The organism is Flavobacterium sp. GW821-FHT11G01, from assembly GCF_058808175.1.
Map to the genome: position 1 here is coordinate 209,254 of NZ_JBXARK010000002.1, position 22,765 is coordinate 232,018.

Sequence of the window (22,765 nt, forward strand, 5' to 3'; positions counted from 1 at the left end):
ATGGAAACAAATTATGCTGAAGCAGAACGTTATTATCAGGCTCAAAAAAGAGTAAAAGAACTAAGAGAATTTTACGAGCATTTGACTGTATTTCTAATTTGCAACCCGATTGTAATAGTAGTTAATCTTATGACTTCGCCTGGATATTTGTGGTTTTTATGGTGTGTTTTTGGATGGGGATTTGCTATTGTCATGCACGCATTGGCAGTTTTTAGAATTTCACCTGTTTTTAATAAAGAATGGGAAGAACGAAAAATTCGGGAGATTTTAGAAAAAGAAAACAAAAAGCAAACCTGGAAATAATCATGGAACCAGATTACACTGAAGAGAGACGCTATCATCAGGCGCTGAAAAAGGTAAAAGAGATTAAAGAATTTTACCAGCATTTAACGGTTTTTATTCTCGTAACTATAATGCTAATTGTTGTAAATCTAATGACTTCACCAGAATATTTATGGTTTATTTGGTGCATACTGGGCTGGGGAATAGGAATCGTTTTTCACGGATTGAAGGTTTTTGGAGTTTCACCATTTTTTAATAAAGAATGGGAAGAACGAAAAATTAAAGAAATTTTGGAAAAAGAAAAGAATAAACAAACCTGGAAATAGTCATGGAAACAAATTGTAATAATGACCACGAAAAATTGGAGTTTCAGGAAATCTTTAGCAAAAAGAGCTTTAAACTTAAATGGTTTTGTATACATGCGTTTATTTATGCTATCGGATTGATTGTATACATTTTAAAAGAATATTACGGACTTACGCTGAATTATTTTCCGTTAAAATATATAAACGGTGTGGTAATGGTAATCTGGACGACTGTATTTTTATTTTCTGCCATTGATTTATTTGCTTCTTATAAAATCTTTGACAAGGAATGGGAAGAACGTAAGCTGAAAAGTATCTTATATAAAAAAACAAAAACACAAAAATGGGAGTAATGGAAACAAACTTTAATAATATCGAGGAAAACGAATTGCAAAAATTGGCAAGCAGAAAAGTTCTTAAATTAAAGTCATTTTATAAATCCACCTTTCTTTATATCGTTGCTCTGACTCTTTTTATTTTAAAGGAATATACTGATTTACCGCTACATTCCCTTCCTTTAAATTGGCTCAATGATATTGTAATGATTATTTGGACAGTGGTATATGTTGGTACTGCGATTGATGCTTTTGTTTCTTTCAGAATTTTTGGAGACGAATGGGAGGAAAGAAAATTGAGAACTATATTGGGGAAAAAAAGTAAAACACAAAAATGGGAGTAATCATGGAAGTAAATTTGAACGACGAGGATAAATATTATCTTGCAAAAAAGAAAGTCGAAAATCTAAAAGGGTTTTATAGCAATTTAACGTCTTATATCGCTGTAAATATTCTGCTGATTTTCATTAACCTATATACCTCACCGAATCATTTGTGGTTTTACTGGCCTCTAATTTGGTGGGGAACTGGAGTTGTTTTTCACGGATTGAAGGTTTTTGAAGTATTTCCGGTTTTGGGAAAAGACTGGGAAGAAAGAAAAATCAAAGAACTGATGGAAAAGGAAGAAGAAAACAAAAAGAAATGGCAATAATTTTTTAAATAGAAAAAAAATGGGACGTTTTAGAAGACACATGTACGAAGATTACGCACAGGAATTTAAAAATAATGAAAGCTTTGAAATTGCTTACAGAAAAGTAAAAAGAATAAAAGGTTTTTACTCGCATCTGAAAGTTTATATTATTGTTAATATCATCATTATCATTTCCAACATCAATAGAGATTTTATTGGAACCAGGTTTTATGAAGATGGATTATTAGACTGGCATACGTATTCGACAGCATTTTATTGGGGAATTGCTTTATTGATTCACGCTTTTAGTGTATTTGGACCAGACATCTTTTTTGGTGGAGATTGGGAAAAAAGAACAATCCAGAAATACATGGACAAAGAATCTTCTAATTCCAGTAAATGGGAGTAATTTTAAATTATTTATTCATTTTTTTAACCAAGTAAATGACCACATTAATTATAGAAGACGAAAAACCGGCAGCAAGATTATTGCAGCGAAAACTTGAAAAGTTAGAGATTGCCGTAGAAACCATGTTGCATTCTGTCGAAGAATCTGTAGATTGGTTTTCCAACAACGAACATCCTGATTTGATATTTTTGGATATTCAATTATCTGACGGTTTGTCGTTTGAAATTTTTGAAAAAATAGATATTAAAAGTGCAATCATTTTTACAACAGCTTATGATGAATATGCTTTAAAAGCTTTCAAATTGAATAGTATAGATTATCTTTTAAAACCAATTGACGAAGATGATTTAGAAGTGGCTGTTACCAAATTTAAAGCACGTTTACCAAAATCCAATACGGAAAATCAAAATCTACAGCTTGATTTTGAACAAATACGCAGAATGCTTTCCAATCCTTTTGAAAAGAATTATAAAAAACGATTCACTGTTAAAATCGGCCAACATTTAAAAGTGATCACTACTGATGAAATTGAATGTTTTTTTAGCGAAAACAAAGGAACTTACATCCATACGTTCGATAACAGAAATTATTTAATCGATTCGACTTTAGAAATTCTGGAGCAGGAATTAGACATGAAAGATTTCTTCCGCGTAAGCAGAAAATTCATTGTGCCACTTCAGGCGATAAAAGAAATTCAGGTTTATACCAATTCTCGTTTAAAAGTAATTTTGCCTTCTTACAAAGAAGATGAGGTAATTGTAAGCCGTGAAAAAGTACAGGATTTTAAGAGTTGGCTGGGCTAGGTTTTTTAGCCTCCAAAATCATGTAAAACTGAATTCCGAATAAGATAGAAGCCAACACCAGATGTATGGCCTGACTTCCTATTGGAAAATCAAGATATGCCATTGCTATTCCTGTTAGAATTTCAACTCCAATTATAGCAAGTACCCAGTTTATTTTTGAATATCCTAGGCCAAATTTGGTGTTTTTAACATACAAATATAAATTAACCAAGAGTACTAAAATTGAGAACGAGCGGTGAACATAAAAAGTCACTGACGGATTTTGTAACCAAAGAATGCTTGCTGTCAATCCATTTTTAACTTGTTCATCTACAAACTGACGAACCTGTGTTCCAATAGCAACTTGAATTAAAGTCAGTAATAGCGAAAATAAAAGCACGTTTCTAAAAGTTGAATTGTATTTTACAGTGGCTAATTTTGGTCTGGCCAATTGAATGATGTATAAAATTACAGCAACAATTACCAAAGCCATAACCATATGAACCGTTATTTTAATTGGGTTTAATACCGAGTAAACTACTTTAGCACCTAACCAGGCCTGAAAGCCCATCATAAAGACAACTAACCAGGAAAGTAAAGTAATTTTTTTGTTTTGTTTCCAAAATCGGAAAGAAGCAATTGCCATGAAAAAGCACGCCATTCCGGCTAAAGCACCACAAAGTCTGTTTATGTATTCAATCCAGGTATGCAGCGGATTAAAAAGTGCGTAATCGTGTTTAGTATATTTTTCCCAATGCGAAGCATCAAAAGCAGTTTCAGTGGTAAAATTATCTTTTGCAACTAAAAGACTTTCATCTTTAATAATTACCTGTCCTTTTTCAAAAACACGATTTGGCTCCCAGGTTAATTCTTTCAAATCTGTTGGCGGAATGTAATATCCAAAACATTTCGGCCAATCTGGGCAACCCATTCCAGATCCTGTCATACGAACCAAAGCTCCTGCGACAATTACTAAATAAACTAAAACTAATGCTGTTTTTGCGATTGTAGGGAAATGTTTTTTCATTCTTTTTTTAAAGTTGCAAAGTTTCAAAGTAACAAAGGTTCAAAGAATTGGAACGTTTGATTTGAAACATTTTATATTTTAAATTTAAATAAACCTTTGTTGCTTTGTGCCTTTGTTACTATGCACCTTTTTTTAAACCCATTTTCTCGGCTCTCTTCTGCATAAACGCAAAAGCTGCATCATATTCATTTGGAATTTCTCCTTCTAAAATAGCTTCTTTAATTGCTTCTTTCAAAACTCCGATTTCTCGGGAAGGCTTTAAATTGTAATATTCCATAATTTCTTCACCAGAAATTGGGGGTTGAAAATTACGCACATGATCGCGTTCTTCAACTTCAACAATTTTTTTGCGAACGATTTCAAAATTCTTATGATATTTTTTGAATTTCGATGGATTTTTAGTGGTGATATCCGCTTCGCATAATGTCATTAAATTTTCTACATCTTCTCCGGCATCAAAAACCAAACGACGAACAGCACTGTCAGTCACAATATCTTGTGCCAAAACAATGGGACGAGAACTCATAATCACCATTTTTTGCACAAATTTCATTTTGTGATTTAAAGGCATGTGCAAACGTTCGAATATTTTTTTAGCCATTTTTCCGCCTAAAAATTCATGGCCGTGAAAAGTCCAGCCTTGTTTTTTATTGAAACGCTTCGTTGGTGCCTTTCCAATATCGTGCAACAAAGCCGACCAACGCAACCAAACATCATCTGTATTAGGACAAATATTATCTACAACTTCTAAAGTGTGATAAAAATTGTTTTTATGCGTATGACCTTCAATTTCTTCCACTTGATTCAAAGCAGTTAATTCAGGAAGAATAATATCTAAAAGTCCCGTTTGATATAAAAGTAAAAATCCAATTGAAGGTTTATCTGTCGAAAGAATTTTATTCAATTCATCGACGATTCTTTCTCCGGAAATGATTTTAATTCTCTCCGCATTTTTAGTAATCGCATTCAATGAATTTTCTTCAATTTCAAAATTTAATTGTGTTGCAAAACGGATGGCGCGCAACATTCGCAAAGGATCATCAGAATAGGTAATATCTGGATCCAAAGGCGTTTTAATCGTTTTATTTTCAAGATCGGCCAAACCATTAAAAGGATCAGACAGCTCTCCAAAAGTTTTTTCGTTTAATGATAAAGCCAAAGCATTAATGGTAAAATCACGACGATTTTGATCATCTTCCAAAGTTCCATTTTCAACAATCGGATTTCTGCTATCGAAATTATAAGACTCTTTTCTGGCGCCAACAAATTCAATATCAGTGCCGTCAAAATGAAGCATTGCCGTTCCGTACGTTTTAAAAACTTGTACTTTTGGTTTTTTTGGAAGTAATTCAGATACTTTCAAAGCCAATTCGATTCCGCTTCCAACGGCAACAACATCAATATCTTTTTTAGAACCCCGGTTTAAAAGCAAATCTCTCACAAAACCACCAATAACATAACTATCGACGTTAAGTTCCTGAGATGCCTGCGAAATAATCGCGAAGATTTTATGTTGTAAAGCTGTTTTATAGTTTGTTTGTATAGCCACGAATTCACGAATTTTTTAAATAATTGTTTCTAATCTTGAAGAGAATGAAACGTGTGCAAATTTACAACATAGATTACGCCTTTTATAATCTAATGTATACTTTTTTGAACAAATTGATAGTTTAGACTATCGATTTTTGCTAAAACAACACTTGTGCGATTTAAAGCTCCAGAGGAGCAGAATATTTATAGTAAAATTTTAGTTTCGGTTTTTATTAAAGCTCCAGCGGAGCGATATAAATTATTTTACGTTTATTTCACCCCGCTGGGGTTTTATCTAGCTTAACATTTTAGCTTTTCTATAAACATTTTGTCCCTCTGGGACTTTTTGTGATATTTCGCTTTTATAGAACTATCAAACAAATCAATTCTGATACCTCATTTTTAAAATTTCAATTTGTATTTTTGAATCATAGAAAAACGTACAAATGAAAATTGTTATATCGCCAGCGAAGTCACTGAATTTCGAAAAAGAACTACCAACTACTCAATATACTGAACCTTCATTTTTAAAAGAAGCGCGTCAGGTTCACAAAATTTTAAAAACTAAAAAGCCAGCAGAATTATCTCAATTAATGTCTATTTCAGACAAATTATCTGATCTGAACTGGGAGCGTAATCAAAAATGGAAAACACCTTTTTCACCCGAAAATGCGCGTCCTGCAGTTTTTACTTTTGATGGTGATGTTTATACAGGATTAGATGCCTATACAATTCCATTAGAAAAATTAGAAGTTTTACAAGATAAACTTAGAATTCTATCTGGACTTTATGGTGTTTTAAAACCATTGGATTTAATGCAGGCCTACCGTTTAGAAATGGGAACAAAAATGCCTGTTGGAGAGTACAAAAATCTACATGAATTTTGGAAACCTACCGTCACAAAAGCTTTAAATAAAGAATTAAAAAAAGGGGAGTTATTTGTAAATTTAGCCAGTAACGAATATTTTTCTGCTGTTGATGTAAAAGCCTTAAAAGTTCCTATAATCACTCCGGATTTTAAAGATTACAAAGACGGAAAATTAAAAATGATTAGTTTCTTTGCAAAAAAAGCAAGAGGTATGATGGTACGTTATATTATCGATACCAATGCTGAAACTATTGATGACTTAAAAGGTTTTAATTACGAAGGATATCAGTTTGATGCCAATCTTTCTAAGGGAAATCATTTGGTTTTTACAAGATAGGTTTGTTGAGGTTCAAAGGCTCAAAGTGACCAAGGTAAAGAGGTTAAAAAAAGGAGTCGGAGACTCCATTTATATTGTAGGCAGGGATTTCAATCCCTGTAATTTATGCAACGTGATTCATTCTAAAAATAAAAAAGCCGGGTTAAATGAATTACCCGGCTTTTTCGTATTATAAATTATAAATCAATTATTATATTAACACTATTAATGCATTGCATCAGCAGGATTAATCTTGTTTTTGCCTCTTTTAATAAAAAGGATAATTGGAATACAACATAAGAACATGATACCTAAATACATGAAAATGTCTATGTACGACATTACAGTACTTTGTTTCATGATTGAATAATCTATTGCCTGATAGGCTTTTTTAAGGGCAACATCGGCACTATAGCCTTTCGACATAAAAGCTCTTTGCATTCCTTGAATACGTTGTTGAACATCGTATTTTGCAGGATCTAAATTCGTTAATAAATTAACTCTGTGTTCCTGACTTAAACGGGTAATAAAAGTGGTAATAATTGCAATACCAAATGAACCTCCCAATTGTCTCATCATTCCGGTAAAAGCTGCCCCTTCACCAATATGTTTTCCTTTTAAGGTTGAAAGAGAAAGGGTTGTAATAGGTACAAAAAGCAATCCTAAACCAATTCCTCTTAAAATCAATGGCCAATACATATGTTCTACACCTGTATCTGGTGTCATGCGAGTTTGCATCATAAAGGTAAAGAAGAAGAAAACTAAAAATCCAACTCCAACCATATAACCTTGCGGAACTCCTTTTTGAATCATGTTACCCACAAATGGCATCATGATCGCAGTAGTAATAGAACCTGGAATCAATAATAATCCGGCATCAGTCGCGGTCCAACCTAAAATAGACTGAGTATAAATCGGAATGATTAAAGTTGATCCGTATAATCCGAAACCAAGAATAAAACACATTACAGTTCCTATTCTAAGATTCCCATCTTTTAAAACACTTAAATTTACAATTGGATGTTTGTAAGTTAGCTCTCTCCAAATAAAAAGAACTAAACCAAGAACTGTCACAACACTTAAGGTTACAATTGTTGAATCGTTAAACCAGTCGTCTTGCTGACCATGTTCCAAAACGAATTGTAATGATCCGATAAAAGCGGATAACAATATAATTCCCCACCAGTCAACCTGATTGGCTTTTAATTTTTCTCCATATTTCGGACTTCTAACAAAAGTTAATGCCAAAATAGTAGCAATAATTCCTAATGGAATATTGATGTAAAAGATATAAGGCCAGGAATAATTATCTACTAAATAACCTCCCAAAGGCGGTCCTAAAGTTGGTCCTACAATAACACCCATTCCATAAATAGCCTGTGCCATACCACGTTTTGCAACGGGATAACTTTCGGTAATAATGGTTTGAGCTGTTACAAGAAGGGCACCCCCACCCATACCTTGTACGAATCTAAAAGCTACTAGTTCCCATATATTGCTTGCATTACCACACAAAAAGGAGCAGACAGTAAATATTATAATGGAAGCCACAAAATAATTACGTCTTCCAAATTGCTGCGATAGCCAGCTCGTCATCGGAATTACAATTACATTCGCAATCGCGTATGCTGTAATTACCCACGCTACATCGGTCAAGGTAGCACCAAGACTTCCGCGCATGTCTGTTAGCGCTACGTTTACAATGGTCGTATCAACGATTTCCAGCAAAGCACAAAGTACCGCTGTAATCGTAATTATGACACGTCTGTAACCGTATTCTACTAAATCGTCGTCTGCTTGTACTGCTGTTGCCATTTATTTATTTTAAATGTACGTCTACGTCAACATTCATTCCCGGACGTAATAATTTTACTTTCTCAGGATCATTTGATGGGTCTAAACTAATTTTTACCGGTAATCTCTGAATTGTTTTTACGAAGTTTCCTGTTGCGTTGTCAGGAGGTAATAATGAAAAACGAGATCCTGTAGCAGGAGAGAATGAAGTTACAATTCCTTTAAACTCATAGTTAGGATAAGCATCAACTTTTAAGCTTACTTTTTGTCCGACAATCATTTTGTTTAATTGTGTTTCTTTAAAGTTAGCTACAACCCAAGCCTCAGTATTATTGATAATATAAAATAAAGATTGTCCTGGCTGAACCAATTGTCCTGGCTGAATATCAACTTTAGAAACCTGACCATCAATTGCAGCTGTTACAACTGTGTAAGTAAGATTTAAGTGAGCAACATCCAACATTGTTTTAGCTCTTTTAATGTTTGCTGCAGCAACTTCTGTTTGTTTGTCAGAAGCTTTAGACTTAGATTCAATTACCGATTTTTGGTAAGAACTAGCTCTTTGTTGTTGTTCTAAAACACGTACTTGATTTTCAGCTTCATCTTTTGCAGTCAAAGCTTGCTCGTATTGTTGTTTTGTAATGGTATGCGTTTTATACAAATTATTGTAACGGTTGTAATCGTTTGTAATTTGACGTAATCTGATTTTAGCGCTTTCGATAGAACCGCTTGCAGATCTCATTTGAGCATCAGAAACTGAAATGCTTGCATTAGCACTTCCAATATCTGCTTTTGCAGCTTCGTACTGACCTTCTGCACCTAATAAAGCAGCATTTGCTTCATCAATCTTCAATTGATAATCTCTTTTATCGATAGTAAATAAAGTATCTCCTTTTTTTACAAAGTCATTATCTTTTACATACACTTTACTAATGTAACCAGATACTCTCGGAATAATTGGATTCATTTTTTTCTCAATCTGAGCATCATCTGTTTCTTCGTGAGCTTGTCCGTGTAAGTATTTTGATATTCCGTAAGTTCCCCCCAATAAAACTAAAACGGTTAGTATAATGATGAATTTAGTATTTGTTTTTTTCTTTTCCATGAGAGCTATCGATTATATTTTAGAAAGATTGAATGATTGAGATAATTGGCCTGATACTGAAAGTAATTCGTAATATTTTTGAATAATGGTTGCTTTAGACAATGCAGTATTAATTTTGGCATTTAAATGTTCAACATCAGCTTCAACCAAATCATTGGTGTCTGACAATCCATTATCAAATTTATCTTTTACAAGTCTATAGTTTTCAGATGCTTGTTGAAGTGCTTCGTCATAAACCACACTTTGGTTAATGGCTAAATCGTAATCTTCAATAGATTTCTGAACTTCATTTTTAATACGATCTGTTAAAATTGCTTCTGAACTTTTTGCTTCTAAAGCCTGGCTTTCAGCAACTTTTACATGTGCACTGTTTTTATATAGTCCTGAAATATCGTAGGATAAACCAAGCCCAAAATTCATTGCATATTTTACAGTAATAAAATCTTTAAGATCCAATGCTGTATATCCTCCTAATAAGGCAAGTGAAGGATAATAACCTGCTTTTGCAATTTTGATATTAGCCTCGCTCGCTTTTTGTTGCAAACGAACAGCCTCTAAATCTTTTCTGTTTTCAAGCGCTACTACATCAGATGAAGGCGCGTTACTTGTTTTCAGGCTAAAGAAATCTCCTTCGTTAACAGTCAACTTTACACTTGGATCTAACTTAAGTAAAGTAGTCAGATAGAAGTTAATATTGTTGATGTTGTTATTGGCTTCATCGATTGATAATTGCGTTTTTGAAACCAACAATTGTGATTTCAATAAATCATTTCTTGGAATGATTCCGTTTTTCTCTAATTCGGTAAAATCAGTAACACGCTGTTTCGCTTGTTTTTGATTTTCGTTTAAAAGATCCAACGTTTTTTGAGCTTTGTATAAGGCAGTATAATAAGTTATCACACGCAAAGCAACATCTTCTTTTGTTTTGGCAGCATAAGCACTTTCGGCTTCATATAAATTATCATATGCTTTGATGCTGTTCTGAATTTTAAATCCAGAAAATATTGGCAAATTTAGCGTTGCCATTCCTAACAACGCCTGATCCGGAGATGGCATTGGCTCAGCACTTGCTTCATCATTATGCATGTCAATCGAAGCTTTTGTTAAGCGTTGATATTGTCCGGAAATTTTAATATCTGGATATTGATTGTTTTTAACTTCTTGTAACTCGTACTTTTTTGAGTTTACCTTAGTATTGGCAAGCGTAACTTCGTTACTTTTTTCCCAAGCCAGTTTAACGGCTTCGTCTAAGGTTAAACTTGTTTTTTCTTGTGCTTCTATTGATGAGATTCCGATGAAGAAAATACCAAAGAGCAATAATGGATTAATTTTCATAAACAAGTAGCGCTTTTATAGTTTGTTGAATGTGCTTTGTAAGACTGGTTTTAATGTAATTATTATACATTTCTTCTGTATTTAAATTCAGTAATTCCACAAAAAATGATTTATTCATGTGGAAGTGAAAAAAGGTACCGATTATGGTTGGTGTAAGAAGCGGAATGATAACATCTTTTCTGAATACGCCTTTTGATTGGCCTTGTGCTATAATACTTTCTACAGCTTTTAGATTTCCTTTTTTTAATTCGGTAAAGGCAATCATGCTTTTTTCTCTCTTCTCTGAATTGATTTCAAAATGTAAAACCCTAAAAATCCCTTTGTTACAACTAATTCTGTTAATGTAAATTTCGATTAATTTATTGACTTTTTCAATCGGTTCGAGATTTTCCTGTAATAAATTTTCGAGTTGTAATTTTAAATCAGAAGTTTTGTAAAGAATTAAGGCTTCCAGTAGTCTTTCTTTTGAACCAAAATAATACGAGACCATTGCAATATTAATTTTTGCATGTTTTGAGATATCCCGTATCGATGTTCCCTCAAATCCTTTTTCAGAAAACAGCTTTTCAGCAACTTCCAGGATCTGAATTTTTTTATCGTTTAATTCGATGTTTGACATGGTAGTGTTTCTAATCGGATACAAAATTAAACAAGTGTTTAAATTAAACGCTTGTTTAATTTTTGTTTAACAAAATATTAACATAAAACGGTGTAGTTGTTTTTTGTTAATTTTTGATAAAAAAGAAATAAAAAAGCTGGATTAATATCTTATGATATTAATCCAGCATAATGCAGTGTGTTTAAGTTTGCCATTCGATTGAAAGTAGAAATCACACTAGAGACTCCGCAACGATGGTCATCAAGCTTTGTCGAATTCCCTTTTTTATCTCTTCTTTCAATAGAAATAATAACTTATAACTTTCTAATATATTTAAAGATTCTCTTTTCTTTAATATTTAATAGTTCCATTTCGGAGTTGTTTAATTTTAAAATCTTGAAATCAGAATATTGATTTTTAAATTTTATAGTTATAATGTTATTTTTTAAGCTATAGCTAAAAACGTCCTTTTCTATAGTTTTGGCATGAGATATAAATTCACGAATCAATAAATTATCTTTAGTAAAAGTTGTTCTATCTTCGATGTTTTTATCTAGATCTTTCATTTTCCAACTTCCAATTAATTTATCAGTTTGAATTTCTTGACATGAACTTATTGAGATAAATAAAACCGCGGCGATTAAATATTTTACCACTTTTATTTGAATTTAATTAACGAATCTCTCCAACAAATTCCTCAATTTTCCCAGAACCACTTTCGCTCAAATGTTTAATAAAAGCACTTCCAATAATAGCGCCTTTTGCAAATTTTGTAGCCTGATTAAAAGTTTCTTTATTCGAAATTCCGAAACCAACAATTTGAGGATTTTTCAAATTCATGTTTCCAATTCTTTCGAAATACGTTTCCTGAGTATTTCCAAAGCCAGATTGAGAACCCGTAACACTTGCAGAACTTACCATATAAATAAATCCATTTGAAACACTGTCAATAAAACGAATACGTTCGTCTGAAGTTTGTGGTGTAATCAAAAAGACATTTATTAATCCATATTTTTCAAAAATGGCTTTGTATTCGTCTGCATAAACATCAACCGGTAAATCAGGAATAATTAAACCATCAATTCCAATTTCCGCACATTTTTTACAGAATGCTTCAACACCATATTGCAACATTGGGTTAAAATAGCCCATAATAATCAACGGAATTTTTACGCTTTCGCGGATGTTCTTCAGCTGATCAAAAAGAATTTGAGTGGTCATTCCGTTATGAAGAGCTGTCGTTGAACTCGCCTGAATTGTTGGTCCATCTGCCAAAGGATCACTGAAAGGCAAACCAATTTCAATTAAATCAACTCCGTTTTTTTCTAAATCCTGAATAATCTGAACGGTGTCATTTAAATTAGGATATCCTGCTGAAAAATAGATAGAAAGTATCTTTTTGTCCTCTTGTAATTTTTGAGTTATTCTGTTCATTTCTTTTATGTTTTTCTCCTGCAAGGTTTCCAAAACCTTGTAGGTATATTTAAGTTCTATTTAATTAATGATAACTCGACTCGTCCAATTATCATTTTTATTTTCGACCATTAATAATCCGGAATCTGAATCATTCATTTGTTCAACCAATTCTCCTTTATTATTCCAAAATGCGCTTTGACCTGCAGAAGGAGAACCCCAGGATTCTCCACTAAAATTAGACATTAAAACATTCATTTGATGTTTCTGAGCATAACTTTGTAAATCGCGATACGCATTCGGAATTCCATTTGGCGAAAAGAAAATACTGGCAATATAAATATCAGTTGCTCTTTTACGCGCATTTTCCGGATGAAGCGGATTATCAATATCGGCACAAATAGCAAATGAAATCTTTTGATTTTCAATTGTAATCATCGGATTATAATCGAAAGAAGGTTGAAAAAATTCGTCTTCACCTTCATGCAAAAACTGTTTCGTATAAATGGAAACCGAATTATCCGAAGCAATAACAAACTCTCCAATGAACATTTTATCTTCAATTTGAATGGGAGCACCCGCAATAATGATAATATTATTTTCAGAAGCCAATTGTTTCAAATGATCCAATCGCGAATCGTCTCTTTTGAAAACTAATTTTTGAGCCATTTCTCTTTCATAACCTGTTAGAGACATTTCTGGAAATGCGATTAATTGTGCTCCATTTTGCACCGCCAATTCAATTAGGCGATAATGATCTGCTAAATTAGCTTCGATATCTCCTCGGGTTGGTTTTGTTTGTGCTGCTGCTAAAATCATTTCTGTTTTTTTAACTCTCTATATAAATCCAGGCAACGATTCCTGACTTTAATGTGACTTCAACTCTTTTATAAGCATTAGACTCGAATATATCTACTTTTGCTAAATCCGAAGGAGAAATATTGTAAACAATACCATGTATTGGATCTGTAGGGTCTTCTGTTGGTACTGCTACAACATAATCAGCCATTCCAAATTCTTCTTCTATCTGAAGACTTTTTAGTTTATGATTCAAAAGTTGATCTTTAGTTCCAGTCAAAACTTTATTAAAAAGCTGCATCTGAATTTGCTTTGATCGTAATGTTCCGTAAGAGAATAACTTTTCCATAATTATCATTTTCTCGTTATTAGTTTTTGCGTTAGGGATAGGAGCGGTATCCTTTTTTATGGCTTTTTCTGCCATAAAAAAGATATAGCGGATAGCCCGGCCGAAGGGAACGCCCTAATTATTATTCTGTTATAATTTAAAATAATCAATATAATTGTCTAAATCTTTATCACCGCGACCAGAAAGACTGATTACGACAATATCTGTTGGTTTAAATTTCTTTTGATCTAAAACCGCAAAGGCATGCGCGCTTTCGATCGCCGGAATAATTCCTTCTAATTTAGTTAATTGCAAACCTGCGTTCATTGCATCGTCATCCGTAACTGAGAAAAATTCGCCACGTCCGGTTTGCGCCAAATGCGCGTGCATTGGGCCAACTCCAGGATAATCCAAACCCGCAGAAATTGAATAGGGTTCTGTAATCTGACCGTCTGGAGTTTGCATTAAAAGGGTTTTACAACCATGGATAACGCCTACTTTTCCTAATTTACTTGTCGCCGCACTATGACCGCTGTCAACACCTTTTCCGGCCGCTTCGACGGCTATAATTCCAACTTCCGGCTCGTGCAGAAAGTGGTAATACGTTCCAGCTGCGTTACTTCCTCCGCCAATGCAAGCTACAACATAATCAGGATTTTCACGCCCTTCTTTTTCTTTTAACTGCCATTTAATTTCTTCGGAAATTACACTTTGAAAACGTGTAACCATATCCGGATAAGGATGTGGACCAATGGCTGAACCAATAATATAATGTGTGTCAACCGGATTGTTGATCCAGTCACGAATTGCTTCGTTTGTAGCATCTTTCAACGTTCTTGAACCCGAAAGTGCCGGACGAACTTCTGCACCCAACATTTTCATACGGGCCACGTTTGGCGCCTGACGTGCGATGTCAATTTCGCCCATATAGACGATACATTCCAAGCCCATTAAAGCACAAACTGTTGCAGTCGCCACGCCATGTTGGCCAGCACCTGTTTCAGCAATAATTCTTTTTTTGCCTAAACGTTTGGCAACTAATATTTGTCCAATTGTATTGTTGACTTTATGTGCACCGGTATGATTTAAGTCTTCTCTTTTTAGATAAACTTTTGTATTGTATTTTTCAGATAAACGCTTGGCAAAATAAAGTGGACTAGGGCGTCCAACGTAATCTTTTAATAACTGATCGAACTCAGCTTTAAAATCGGGTTCGCTAGTGATTTTTAAATAATTCTGACGTAATTCTTCTACATTCGGATATAGCATTTCTGGAATGTAAGCTCCTCCAAATTCTCCGTAATATCCTTTTTCGTTAACGTTAAAGTTCATTTCGTTTATAGTTTAAAAGTTGGCAACATCAAATTTTCGTTTGAAATTGCTAAATAGATTTTTGTTTTTTAGCCCCGGTTCGATTTCAAATTTACTATTTACATCGATAGCATAAATAGGTAAATTGCTTTTTGAAATTTCTTCGATCGCTTTTAATTCGTTTATTCCGATTCCACCGCTTAAAAAGAAAGGTTTCTCAGATTTGTATTTTTTTAATATGGTCCAGTCAAATATGGTTCCGTTACCGCCTGGCAGTTTTCCTTTGGTATCAAAAAGGAAAAAATCAGAAACCGTTTCAAAAGGCTTTATAGTTTCAAAATCGAAATTTTCATCAGCCGAAAATGCTTTTATGATTTGAATTTTCTTTGGTAATTGTTTTTTTAATTCTGATACAAATTCAACAGTTTCATTTCCGTGTAATTGAACGGCTTGTAAATTATATTTTGCCACTTTCTCCAGAATTTCTTCCTGAGGCTGATCTACAAAAACGCCTACTTTTTTAACCGTTTCTATCAGTTCCGGAATTTCTCCGTTAAAGTATCTTGCGGATTTTTCCCAGAAAATAAATCCCATATAATCGGGTAGGAGCGCTCCTACTTCGAGTATGTTTTCAGGATATTTCATGCCGCATATTTTGAGTTTCATTTGTTTTTATTGCTTTAAGCTTTAGGCAATAGGCTTTAGGCTTTTTGCTTTGTGCTGATTCTTTTTTTGTGCTTTAAGCAATAAGCTTTAGGCTTTTTTACTTTGCGCTGATTTTTTTATTCGGTTTTTGCTAAAAGCTTATAGCCTATAGCTTACGGCTTACAGCTGACTAATAAAGTCAATAGCTGCTTGACCGGCGTTATCAGTTTTCATGAAGTTTTCTCCAATTAAGAATCCGTTGTAACCGTATGGTCTTAATTCTGAAATGGCTTCTATTGATGAAATACCGCTTTCAGAAACTTTTACAAAATCATTCGGGATTTGCGATGCCAGTTGTTTGCTGAAATCTAAACTTACTTCGAATGTTTTTAGATTTCTGTTGTTCACGCCAATCATGTCTAAACTTGGCATAATCGATTTTTCTAATTCTTCTTGATTGTGAACTTCTAAAAGAACCTCTAAACCTAATTTCTTCGCAAATTCAGATAATGATTTGATTTCTTCGCGGGTTAAAACCGCTGCAATCAATAAAATTAAATCGGCTCCATGTGCTTTTGCTTCTAAAATCTGGTATTCATCAACAATAAATTCTTTTCGCAAAAGCGGAATATTTACACTCGCTCTTGCCAAAAGTAAATCGTCTAAAGAACCTCCGAAATATTTTCCGTCGGTTAAAACCGAAATTCCACAAGCGCCTGCATTTTCATAGCCTTTTACAACTTCTTCAACCGAGAAATTATGATTGATAACTGATTTTGAAGGTGAACGACGTTTGTGTTCTGCAATAATTCCTGTTGAACTTGTTCTCAATTTTTGACTTAAAGAAATCGTTTCTCTTTCAAAAAATACTGAACTTTCCAATTGCGAAACTGGAATGATTGATTTTTTAAGAACGACTTCGCGTTGTTTATCGAAGATTATTTTATCTAAAATATTCATGATTGTTGTTTTGCCACAAAGACACAAAGGCGCAAATTTATTAGTGCAAATTCGTGAAATTTGTGTTTGTTTTTTTATTTACTTAATTCTTGTAATGTTTTTAAAGCTTGAAGTCCTTTTGCTGAAAAAAGACTTTCTTTAGCTAGTTCAAATCCTTCCAGTGGAGAACATTTTGTAACCGTTGCAATTGCCATTGCGGCGTTTGCCAATACTACATTATTTTGGGCTTCAGTTCCTTTTCCAGAAATGATATTTGTAAACATTTCTGCTGATTCTTCGATCGTTTTTCCGCCTTCAATTTCGGTTTGTGATAAAAGTCTAACACCAAAATCCTCAGGTTTCAACATTCCTTCCATATGTGATGTTATCGTTTTGGTTGGACCTGTTAAAGAGATTTCATCATATCCGTCAAGCGAATGTAAAATGGTGAAATTGATATCCGTATTTTGATATAAATATGCATACATTCTGGCCAATTCTAAATTGAAAACACCAACCAATTGATTCTGTGGGAACGACGGATTTACCATTGGTCCCAACATATTAAAAAAGGTTTTTACCGCTAATTCTTTACGGATTGGTCCAACATTTTTCATCGCTGGGTGAAATAGGGGAGCGTGCAAAACACAAATTCCAGCTTGGTCGATACACTTCTCTAAAAATGAAGGATCGTTACTAAATTTGATTCCCATTTTTTCCATCACGTTGCTTGAACCAGAAATGGATGAAACACCATAATTTCCGTGTTTGGCTACTTTTATTCCCGCTCCGGCAGAAATAAAGGATGCCAAAGTTGAGATATTGAAAGTGTCTTTTCCGTCACCACCCGTTCCGCATAAATCGATGGTGTTGTAAGCTGATAAGTCAACGCGAATACATAATTCCAATAAAGCTTCACGAAAACCCGAAAGCTCATCAATAGTAATGCTACGCATCATAAATACGGTCAAAAATGCCGAAATCTGACTTGGATTATAGTTTCCGCTTGAAATATTAATCAATACGTCTTTGGCTTCTTCTTTTGAAAGCACTTCGTGGTTGATTAATTTATTTAATATAGTTTTCATTTTTTTAAGTCTTAAAGTCTAAAGTCGAAGGTCTTAAAGTCCGAGACTCTACTATTTTATTTAATGTTATTTTTTGGTTGCGTTTTTTTAGCGTATTTGACTTTATGACTTTCGACATTAGACTTTACGACTAAAATGTTTAATGTTCATCTCCCTGATAAATCCACATGGGTTCTGTTTTTCCTGCTCTTTCGAATCCGTTCTTTTTATAAAAATCAACCGATTTTCCGTCAGCGGTTAACATCTGCATGTGAAAGTGACTGTATTTCTCCTGCATTTTATCCACAATCATTTTTCCAATTCCTTTTCCCTGATATTCCGGAAGCACCAACAAATGCGGATAATAAACAGTTAAAAATCCATCAGAAATTGCATTACCAAGTCCGACTAGTTTTTTTTCTTCCCAAGCCGTAATTAAAGTTTCAGAATTTAATAAACCATTATATAATTCGTTTGGTTTATTTGCCGAACTCCATTCATTTGCTTTGTATAAAATCAAAATTTCTTCGAGGTTGATTTCGCGGGTTTCTGAGATAGTTATTTCCATTTTTTAAGGTACTAAGTTGCTAAGATTCTAAGGTTCTGAGTTTTTAAACTGTGACTGAATACTATCCCGAAGTTTCGGGACTGAACACTGCTCACTAACTCTTTATCCAATTCTCCAATATCAATTTCCCTTTTGGTGTCAATACACTTTCAGGGTGAAACTGAACGCCTCTTACATCAAAAGTTTTGTGTCTTAATGACATAATTTGTCCGTTTTCGTCTATTGAAGTAGCCTCTAAAACATCAGGTAAATTAGCATCGACAACCCAGGAATGGTATCTTCCTACTTCGAATTCATTTCCTAAACCTTCAAATAAAATTTCATCAGAAACCACTGTTTTTACATTTGTTGCAACGCCGTGATACACTTTATCAAGGTTTGAAAGCGTTCCTCCAAAAACTTCTCCGATGGCTTGCTGTCCTAAACAAACACCTAAAATACTTTTTGTTGGTCCGTATTTCTGAATTACTTCTTTTAATAAACCTGCTTCATCCGGAATTCCAGGTCCCGGAGAAAGTAATATTTTGTCGAAAGTTGCAATCTCGTCGATATCAAATTCGTCGTTTCTGTAAACGGTAACTTCGCAGTTTAAATCTTCTAAATAGTGCACTAAATTGTAAGTGAAACTATCGTAATTGTCTATAACAAGTATTTTTTTCATTGTGTTTGTTTTTTTGTTTCAGGTTTCAAGTTTCACGTTCCAACAACTTGAAACTTGAAACAAAGAAAACTTGAAACTATTTTTTTTACTCTCGAACGTATTTTTCTGTAATGATTCGATTAATGCCTAATTTTTCTACTTTTTCAATTCCTTTTTGAGTTAGTGTATCATTTTTGACTTTTACTACGAACTCAAATTTGCCATTTTCCCATTGACGGTTATTGAAATATTCCAGGTTTTCGGTGTAAACACTATCTTTTAAAGTATATTTTCCGCCTCCGCCAAAGAATACTGCATTTGTTGAATCTTTTCCGTTATTCAAATCATGATTAAAAAAAGCAAAATGGGTATCATTTATAATTTTAATCATTTTTGTTTTTGGATTGAAAGTCGAGAAAGTCGAATCTTTTTCTGTTGTCTCTGCCGATATGAGTCGCCAGGTTCCTTTAATTGGATTCTCTTTTTTTTCCGAATTACAAGCGGTTATACTAATGATTAAAACTAAAATTGATACTGCTTTTTTCATAATTGTTTGTGGTTAATGGTTTGTGGTTAATTGTTTTGCCAATCTTTGTCTCCCAAGGTTTTAACCTAGGGAGACATATTGCTTATTATTATGTCACTGAACACTATCCCGAGTTTCAGGACTGAACACTGAACACTAGATTTTCTCCGCCATTTCAAGCGCTGTATTCAATGCTCTTAATTTATTATACACTTCCTGCATTTCGCTTTCTTCATCTGAACTCGCAACAATTCCGGCGCCGGCCTGACAATGCAATTGATGATTTTTGCTTAAGAAAGTTCGAATCATAATGGCATGATTAAAATTGCCTTCAAAATCCATGAAGCCAATGGCACCACCGTAGAAATTACGATTTGTTTTTTCGTAATCTTCTATTAATTGCATGGCTCTGTGTTTTGGTGCACCGCTTAAAGTTCCTGCTGGGAAAGTATCTGCAACTACTTGCATAGTTGTCGCTTTTTCATGTAAATGTCCCGTAACTTTTGAAACTAAGTGAATTACGTGCGAGAAAAACTGAACTTCTCTGTATTTCTCCACATTTACATCATGTCCATTTCTACTTAAATCGTTTCTTGCAAGATCAACCAACATTACGTGTTCGCTATTTTCTTTTTTATCTTCAGAAAGTTGTTTGGCTAAAACAGCATCGTGCTCGTCATTTCCGGTTCTTTTAAAAGTTCCTGCAATTGGGTGAATTTCTGCTTTTCTGTTTTTTACGATAATTTGTGCTTCGGGCGAAGACCCAAATATTTTGAAATCGCCATAATCAAAAAAGAATAAATACGGCGATGGATTTATACTGCGTAAAGCTCTGTAAACATTGAATTCATCTCCTTTGAAACCTTGTGTAAAACGACGGGATAATACCAATTGAAATACATCACCACGGAAACAATGTTTTTTAGCCAAAGCTACATTATGTTTGAATTCTTCATCGGTCAGGTTAGAGAAACCTTCGCCTTCTTTAGAGAATTTGTATGATGCTATATTTCTTGATTGTAGTAATTGTTCAATTTCTGAAATATTATTTCTTCCATCAACACTGTGGCAAAAAATATAAGCTTCATTTTTAAAGTGATTGATTGCAATAATGTTTTGATAAACGGCATAAAAAACATCCGGAATTAAAGTTGCACTGTCTTTTTTAGCAATTGAAACTTTTTCAAAATAGCGAACAGCATCGTAAGAAATGTATCCAAATAAACCATTATTGATAAATTTAAAATCATTTTTCTCCGATTTAAACTGGCTCGAAAATTCCTGAATTACTTCCGGAATATTGGTTGAAGCTTCAATAGAAATTTGCTCCGTAGTTCCGTCAGGGAAAGTTTTTGATATGATTTCGTTTTCGATTTTGATCGTAGCAATCGGGTTGCAGCAGATGTATGAGAAACTGTTGTCATTTCCGTGATAATCACTACTTTCTAATAATAGGCTATTTGGGAATTTATCTCTGATTTTAAAATAAATACTTACCGGCGTGATGGTATCTGCCAGAATTTGTTTGTAGTGTGTGTTGAGTATAAAAGGTTTCAATGTATGTTGTTTTTAGTTTTAATATATCTTCTAAAGTTTCGGCCAAAAAAAAAGGCTTGTCGTGATGACAAGCCTTTTATATTTATAGTTTTGAAAATACCATAGGAAGCTTAGTTCACGACGTTTGACGTAAATTGTTCCACCACCAAGTATTGTTCATTAATGTTTTCATTTTCTTATTTTGATATGACAAAGATATAAATGTAATTTGGAACTGAAGACATAAAAATTAAAAAAAATCTTTTCTTAATTTGAAATTTTGTTAAATTTTAAAAGAAACTATCGTTTTTAAAACCTTAATTTCCAATAGCAAGCGTGTTGTTTACATTCATTCTGAAGTCCGGATTCCCTTTGATATTAGGCAATGTGAACAGTTCACTGTTTTTAAGTGTGGTATAATCTAAGGAGAATATTGGATTTCCGTAAAATTTTTGAATTGATGGATTTCCACTTCCGGATTCACTTGTAATTCCACCATTACAATTGTTAATCACAAGATTTTTGAATGTTATTTTAGATAAATTAACTTCGCCGTCCCCAATATTTCCTTCTAATAAAGCAAAAGGAGTGAAGCCTGAAATAATACTATTAGATAAACTAAAATAAGTGTCTTCTCTAACATAAACAGATTCTCTAACCAATCCCTGATTGTTTTCTTCCAGATTTACCAAAGTGATATTTGTTGCATCAATTTTAGTCAATTTTTTAGACATATCCGTATTTCCTATTTTATCATAAGAGTCGACCTCAAAACATCTTGATCCCGAAACATCAGATGAAAATGGGTGACGAATAGCAATACTATTGCTTATGCTGCATTGTACGCCTTGTGTAAAATCAAAATCATCATCAGTAGTTCTATATGAAATTAAGTTATTCATAACTAAATCACCACCATAACTTTCAAAAGAATCATCATTTGAATAGCTAACCTGGATATTGCTTAAAATAGTTTTTCTTCCAACTCCGGCTAATGAAATTCCGTTAAGTTCCTTTAATGAGCTTAGCTTTCTACCGGCGTATTCAACTCTAACGTATTTTAAAATTCCAGAATTGTCTTCAGGATCCTGACCTCCATAATGATTTAACATAGGTTCTAAATCAAAAGGCAGCGTGTGTAGACCACCAAGCGTATTTATCGGTGCTTTTCCTAAAATAATAATTCCGCCCCAATCTCCGGGTTTTCTTTCTACTGTTTCCTTGTTTGAAGTAAAAACAATCGGATCAGTTTCCAGGCCTTCTGCCATAATCTTAGCTCCGTTTGTAATAACCAGTGTTCCACAAGTTTTATCGTCGCCACGAATTACAGTTCCGGGTTCAATGGTTAAAGTAGCATTATTTGTCACATAAACAACACCAACAAGTTGGTAAGTGTTACGTTTTGTTAGTGGGGTGTCTTTATCAATAGTTCCGGCAATAATGTTGGTAGCTTCACTATATTCGACATTGGCCGGTTTAAAATTGGTCCAGTTGTTCATCCAGTTACTGTTGCCAATAATTCCTTTTGGTTGTTGTTGTGCTTGTATAAAAAAGCTGCTCAGCAGCGTTAGAATTGCAATTTGTGTTTTTGTTTTCATAACTATGATTTAGATTCTAGTTTCTTTTTTTTTAGTTCCCCAAAATTAGAAGCCGAATGTTAATCAAAGTCCTGCCTGT

Annotated in this window: 27 protein-coding genes; 8 read left to right on the forward strand and 19 right to left on the reverse strand. The window is 33.6% G+C overall.

The annotated features are described in order from the left end of the window. The 7 genes from AC1RRN_RS04690 to AC1RRN_RS04720 are packed head-to-tail and all read left to right on the forward strand — an operon-like array spanning position 1 to position 2,765. Positions 1-303 carry a 2TM domain-containing protein gene (locus tag AC1RRN_RS04690; protein WP_492966190.1) on the forward strand — a complete coding sequence of 101 codons (303 nt, stop codon included), beginning with the start codon at positions 1-3 and terminating at the stop codon, positions 301-303. A gap of 2 nt (positions 304-305) precedes the next feature. Further along, entirely contained in the window at positions 306-608 is a 303-nt protein-coding gene (locus AC1RRN_RS04695) for a 2TM domain-containing protein (protein ID WP_492966191.1), read from the forward strand. Positions 609-610: 2 nt separating this feature from the next. Next, positions 611-940 (forward strand): 2TM domain-containing protein, encoded by a 330-nt coding sequence (locus tag AC1RRN_RS04700; RefSeq protein ID WP_492966192.1) that lies wholly within the window; start codon positions 611-613, stop codon positions 938-940. Further along, positions 940-1,266 (forward strand): 2TM domain-containing protein, encoded by a 327-nt coding sequence (locus AC1RRN_RS04705; RefSeq protein WP_492966193.1) that lies wholly within the window; start codon positions 940-942, stop codon positions 1,264-1,266. The genes AC1RRN_RS04700 and AC1RRN_RS04705 overlap by 1 nt, the downstream gene beginning before the upstream one ends. Positions 1,267-1,268: 2 nt before the next feature. Next, positions 1,269-1,574 carry a 2TM domain-containing protein gene (locus AC1RRN_RS04710; RefSeq protein WP_492966194.1) on the forward strand — a complete coding sequence of 102 codons (306 nt, stop codon included), beginning with the start codon at positions 1,269-1,271 and terminating at the stop codon, positions 1,572-1,574. 19 nt (positions 1,575-1,593) lie between these two features. Then, positions 1,594-1,962 carry a 2TM domain-containing protein gene (locus tag AC1RRN_RS04715; protein WP_492966195.1) on the forward strand — a complete coding sequence of 123 codons (369 nt, stop codon included), beginning with the start codon at positions 1,594-1,596 and terminating at the stop codon, positions 1,960-1,962. A gap of 35 nt (positions 1,963-1,997) precedes the next feature. Then, a complete protein-coding gene (locus tag AC1RRN_RS04720; protein WP_492966196.1) occupies positions 1,998-2,765 on the forward strand; it encodes a LytR/AlgR family response regulator transcription factor in 768 nt (255 codons plus the stop codon). Here the strand turns inward: AC1RRN_RS04720 and AC1RRN_RS04725 are convergent. Beyond that, on the reverse strand, positions 2,746-3,771 hold the full coding sequence (locus AC1RRN_RS04725) for a COX15/CtaA family protein (RefSeq protein WP_492966197.1): 1,026 nt from the start codon (positions 3,769-3,771) through the stop codon (positions 2,746-2,748). The genes AC1RRN_RS04720 and AC1RRN_RS04725 overlap by 20 nt on opposite strands. Positions 3,772-3,889: 118 nt before the next feature. Further along, on the reverse strand, positions 3,890-5,320 hold the full coding sequence (locus AC1RRN_RS04730; RefSeq protein WP_492966198.1) for a CCA tRNA nucleotidyltransferase: 1,431 nt from the start codon (positions 5,318-5,320) through the stop codon (positions 3,890-3,892). A 427-nt stretch (positions 5,321-5,747) separates the two neighbouring features. On the opposite strand from AC1RRN_RS04730, the gene yaaA reads away from it, so the two are divergent. Beyond that, positions 5,748-6,506: a peroxide stress protein YaaA gene (yaaA, locus tag AC1RRN_RS04735; protein WP_492966199.1), complete on the forward strand. Its 759-nt coding sequence runs from the start codon at positions 5,748-5,750 to the stop codon at positions 6,504-6,506. 204 nt (positions 6,507-6,710) lie between these two features. On the opposite strand, the gene AC1RRN_RS04740 is transcribed toward yaaA, so the two are convergent. The 17 genes from AC1RRN_RS04740 to AC1RRN_RS04820 all read right to left on the reverse strand — a co-directional run bounded on the left by AC1RRN_RS04740 (position 6,711) and on the right by AC1RRN_RS04820 (position 22,686). Continuing rightward, the gene (locus AC1RRN_RS04740) at positions 6,711-8,300 is read right to left on the reverse strand and encodes an MDR family MFS transporter (RefSeq protein WP_492966200.1); all 1,590 of its coding nucleotides are present in this window, start codon (positions 8,298-8,300) and stop codon (positions 6,711-6,713) included. A gap of 4 nt (positions 8,301-8,304) precedes the next feature. Continuing rightward, positions 8,305-9,384 (reverse strand): HlyD family secretion protein, encoded by a 1,080-nt coding sequence (locus tag AC1RRN_RS04745; protein WP_492966201.1) that lies wholly within the window; start codon positions 9,382-9,384, stop codon positions 8,305-8,307. 12 nt (positions 9,385-9,396) lie between these two features. Next, positions 9,397-10,719, reverse strand: coding sequence for a TolC family protein (locus tag AC1RRN_RS04750; RefSeq protein WP_492966202.1), 1,323 nt, complete (start codon positions 10,717-10,719; stop codon positions 9,397-9,399). Beyond that, a complete protein-coding gene (locus AC1RRN_RS04755) occupies positions 10,709-11,338 on the reverse strand; it encodes a TetR/AcrR family transcriptional regulator (RefSeq protein WP_492966203.1) in 630 nt (209 codons plus the stop codon). Before AC1RRN_RS04755 ends, AC1RRN_RS04750 begins: the two co-directional genes overlap by 11 nt. A 293-nt stretch (positions 11,339-11,631) precedes the next feature. Next, the gene (locus AC1RRN_RS04760) at positions 11,632-11,973 is read right to left on the reverse strand and encodes a lipocalin family protein (RefSeq protein WP_492966204.1); all 342 of its coding nucleotides are present in this window, start codon (positions 11,971-11,973) and stop codon (positions 11,632-11,634) included. Between the two features lie 16 nt (positions 11,974-11,989). Further along, positions 11,990-12,751, reverse strand: coding sequence for a tryptophan synthase subunit alpha (trpA, locus tag AC1RRN_RS04765; protein ID WP_492966205.1), 762 nt, complete (start codon positions 12,749-12,751; stop codon positions 11,990-11,992). A 60-nt stretch (positions 12,752-12,811) separates the two neighbouring features. After that, positions 12,812-13,549, reverse strand: coding sequence for a carbon-nitrogen hydrolase family protein (locus tag AC1RRN_RS04770; protein WP_492966206.1), 738 nt, complete (start codon positions 13,547-13,549; stop codon positions 12,812-12,814). Between the two features lie 10 nt (positions 13,550-13,559). Then, the gene (locus AC1RRN_RS04775) at positions 13,560-13,952 is read right to left on the reverse strand and encodes a gamma-glutamylcyclotransferase family protein (RefSeq protein ID WP_492966207.1); all 393 of its coding nucleotides are present in this window, start codon (positions 13,950-13,952) and stop codon (positions 13,560-13,562) included. Positions 13,953-14,006: 54 nt separating this feature from the next. After that, entirely contained in the window at positions 14,007-15,188 is a 1,182-nt protein-coding gene (trpB, locus tag AC1RRN_RS04780; RefSeq protein WP_056195987.1) for a tryptophan synthase subunit beta, read from the reverse strand. 12 nt (positions 15,189-15,200) lie between these two features. Then, positions 15,201-15,833, reverse strand: a complete 633-nt coding sequence (locus tag AC1RRN_RS04785; protein WP_492966208.1) for a phosphoribosylanthranilate isomerase — start codon at positions 15,831-15,833, stop codon at positions 15,201-15,203. Between the two features lie 159 nt (positions 15,834-15,992). Further along, the gene (trpC, locus tag AC1RRN_RS04790) at positions 15,993-16,772 is read right to left on the reverse strand and encodes an indole-3-glycerol phosphate synthase TrpC (RefSeq protein ID WP_492966209.1); all 780 of its coding nucleotides are present in this window, start codon (positions 16,770-16,772) and stop codon (positions 15,993-15,995) included. 74 nt (positions 16,773-16,846) lie between these two features. Next, positions 16,847-17,839: an anthranilate phosphoribosyltransferase gene (trpD, locus tag AC1RRN_RS04795; RefSeq protein ID WP_492966210.1), complete on the reverse strand. Its 993-nt coding sequence runs from the start codon at positions 17,837-17,839 to the stop codon at positions 16,847-16,849. Between the two features lie 139 nt (positions 17,840-17,978). Then, positions 17,979-18,386, reverse strand: a complete 408-nt coding sequence (locus AC1RRN_RS04800; protein ID WP_492966211.1) for a GNAT family N-acetyltransferase — start codon at positions 18,384-18,386, stop codon at positions 17,979-17,981. 94 nt (positions 18,387-18,480) lie between these two features. Then, positions 18,481-19,047, reverse strand: coding sequence for an anthranilate synthase component II (locus AC1RRN_RS04805; protein WP_056195974.1), 567 nt, complete (start codon positions 19,045-19,047; stop codon positions 18,481-18,483). Between the two features lie 85 nt (positions 19,048-19,132). After that, a complete protein-coding gene (locus AC1RRN_RS04810; protein ID WP_492966212.1) occupies positions 19,133-19,573 on the reverse strand; it encodes a hypothetical protein in 441 nt (146 codons plus the stop codon). A gap of 135 nt (positions 19,574-19,708) precedes the next feature. Then, positions 19,709-21,109 (reverse strand): anthranilate synthase component I family protein, encoded by a 1,401-nt coding sequence (locus AC1RRN_RS04815; RefSeq protein ID WP_492966213.1) that lies wholly within the window; start codon positions 21,107-21,109, stop codon positions 19,709-19,711. Positions 21,110-21,405: 296 nt separating this feature from the next. Further along, positions 21,406-22,686 carry a beta-helix domain-containing protein gene (locus AC1RRN_RS04820; protein ID WP_492966214.1) on the reverse strand — a complete coding sequence of 427 codons (1,281 nt, stop codon included), beginning with the start codon at positions 22,684-22,686 and terminating at the stop codon, positions 21,406-21,408. Between the last annotated feature and the right edge of the window lie 79 nt (positions 22,687-22,765).